3 protein-coding genes are annotated in these 2156 nt (G+C 70.8%); all 3 read right to left on the reverse strand.

The window, feature by feature from the left end; translation table 11 throughout:
- The coding region (locus ACFW2Y_RS35565) for an FAD-dependent oxidoreductase (protein WP_384887825.1) at positions 1 to 529 on the reverse strand (529 nt) is incomplete at its 3' end.
- Entirely contained in the window at positions 526 to 1272 is a 747-nt protein-coding gene (locus ACFW2Y_RS35570) for an arylmalonate decarboxylase (protein WP_384887828.1), read from the reverse strand. The genes ACFW2Y_RS35570 and ACFW2Y_RS35565, both read right to left, overlap by 4 nt.
- Before the next feature lie 253 nt (positions 1273 to 1525).
- Complete coding sequence (locus ACFW2Y_RS35575) at positions 1526 to 2065, reverse strand: LuxR C-terminal-related transcriptional regulator (RefSeq protein WP_384887830.1); 540 nt, start codon at positions 2063 to 2065, stop codon at positions 1526 to 1528.
- Positions 2066 to 2156 lie beyond the last annotated feature (91 nt).

Genomic DNA, 2156 nt, shown 5'->3' on the forward strand with positions numbered 1-2156 from the left:
GCGCGGTCCGGACCGCGCTGCGACTGCCGTCGGCGGCCACCACGTATCCGGCGTCCAGGGGGGTGCGCAGTCCGTCCGGCCCGTCCGTCCACAGGCGCACCACGTCGTCGCCCCGGGGCCTGACGTCGAAGACGGTGGTGGAGAAGCACACCTCGGCGTGCGGGTGGACCTCCAACGCCGCCAGGAGCAGCGGCGTGAGGCGGGACTGCTCGACGTGCACCCGGTAGGGGTGGTCGGTGCGGCCTGCGAGCGCGTCGTAGCCCATGCGGTGCAGCACCCGCTGCGCCAAGTCGCGCCATTGGATCTCGTGCACCTCCCGCCCCGCCGCGCGCAGTGCGGACGCCACGCCGAGTTCGTCCAGCAGGTCCAGGGTGGCGGGGTGGAAGGTGGAGGCGCGGGAGGCGGTCGACAGGGCCGGGCCGGATTCCAGCACGGTCACCGGCACTCCGCCCTGCGCCAGCACGAGGGCCGTGGTGAGCCCGACGGGCCCGGCTCCCACCACGACCACCGGGCGACGGCGAACGCTCACTTCGTTCCGCCCGTGCGGCGGGCGAGCCGGCGCAGCAGACCGGTCTCCTCCGCAGGGTCGACGGGCAGTCCGGTCTGCTTGAGCGCCCAGCGGGCCGAGCAGATGTTGGAGGTGAGCAGGGTCCGGTCGTTGCCCTCGCCGATCCGGGCCAGGGCGTCGAAGGTGAACATGCCCGTGCCGGTGAGCAGCAGGGCCTCGTCGTTGCCGAGCTCCGCGTCGGCGACCTGACGGACGAGGTCGTCGGTGCTGACCTCGTAGGGCGAGAAGCGGTCGCCGGCCCGGATCGGGACGACCTTCGAGACCGTCAGGCCCGCGTCCTCCCAGAACGTGCGGGACAGGTCGGTCAGCCAGGGCTCGTACGGCGAGACGAGTACGACGTCCCGGATTCCCAGGTCCGCGCAGGTGTCCAGGGTGGCGAGGGTGGAGGAGGCCACCGGCCTGCCGCCGGATTCCCCGAGCTTGTCGCACAGGGCCCGGTCGCCATCGGGGCCGAGGAGGTAGTGCGAGCCGCTGCAGGCCACCACGACGGCACCGAGCTTCAGGCCGCCGAATCCGTCGATGACCTCGCCGAGGCCCTCGTTGTACGCGTCGAGGCGCTCACGCAGGCCCATTCCCGGCAGGACCGGGAAGCGGGAGGTGTGCAGGTTCATGGCGGGCCGGACGAGGTTGCCGATCTCCGGCTCGGCAGCGGCGTTCCCGGAAGGAACGACCACTCCGATGCGCTCCGCCGATTGCAAGGACATCTGGTTCCCCTTTTCCAGGTCTTTCCGGCTATTTCCATAAGGAATTCTCGACGGCCGGGACGTGCCGATGTGACCGGGAAGCAGGGAAGGAAGACATGGAATTACCGAGGCCATGCTTCGAAGTGCGTCCCACACCGCTTTCCCGATCGGCTTTCCGGGCCGAGAGGGTGCACCGTCGCACTCACCGGGAAGGTTCACGGCCTGGCGACGTGTGAAACGCTAAATCTCACCATGGCGGGGGGGCACTACGGAATCACGCAGTGAGCCGTGACTTCTGCGGAATTCCGTAGCGGGGAACGGGGGCGCCCAGCGCGGTGGCGAGCTGCGCCCTGCGGTGGATCGACAGCTTCCGGTACATCCGCGTGAGGTGCTGTTCCACGGCGCGGCACGAGACGTTCAACTGCTCGGCAATCTTCTGGTTGGTCATTCCGGAAACCACCATGCCGGCGATGCGCGATTCGTGCGGGGTGAGCGCGGCAACGGGTGCGGCCGGCCGAGCGCCCGGTTCGCGCCCGGTGAGCGCCTCGTGGCCGTATTCGACGGTCCAGGCACGGACGCGGGTACGGGCGACGAGGTCCTGTCGCGCCAGCGGATCCCCCCGCAGGACGCGGTGGAGCGACACCTCGTCGGAGACGGCGAGGACGAGGATGTCCCCGTTGCCCGCACCGGCGGGTCCACCACCCAGGAGGACACCGCGGCCGGCCAGGGACCGGAGGTGGGCGAGGTAGTCGGACCACGCCCGGTGCAGGCGGGGCTCGGCGGGCCGGAAGGTGCGTTCGACGACGTACGGCATGGGGGTGTGTTCACCTCGGCAGGTCGGTGGGGAACATGGGCGAGGGGCCCGCGACAAAGGCGGGACCCGGCAGGCCGTGGTGGTACCGGCC

It is taken from the genome of Streptomyces sp. NPDC058877, from assembly GCF_042742855.1.
In the GTDB taxonomy this organism is placed as follows: domain Bacteria; phylum Actinomycetota; class Actinomycetes; order Streptomycetales; family Streptomycetaceae; genus Streptomyces.

Bases quoted from the DNA above. Each gene is read 5' to 3' on its own strand.
- ACFW2Y_RS35570 (WP_384887828.1), bottom strand. From the start codon at position 1,272: ATGTCCTTGCAATCGGCGGAGCGCATCGGAGTGGTCGTTCCTTCCGGG.
- ACFW2Y_RS35575 (WP_384887830.1), bottom strand. From the start codon at position 2,065: ATGCCGTACGTCGTCGAACGCACCTTCCGGCCCGCCGAGCCCCGCCTG.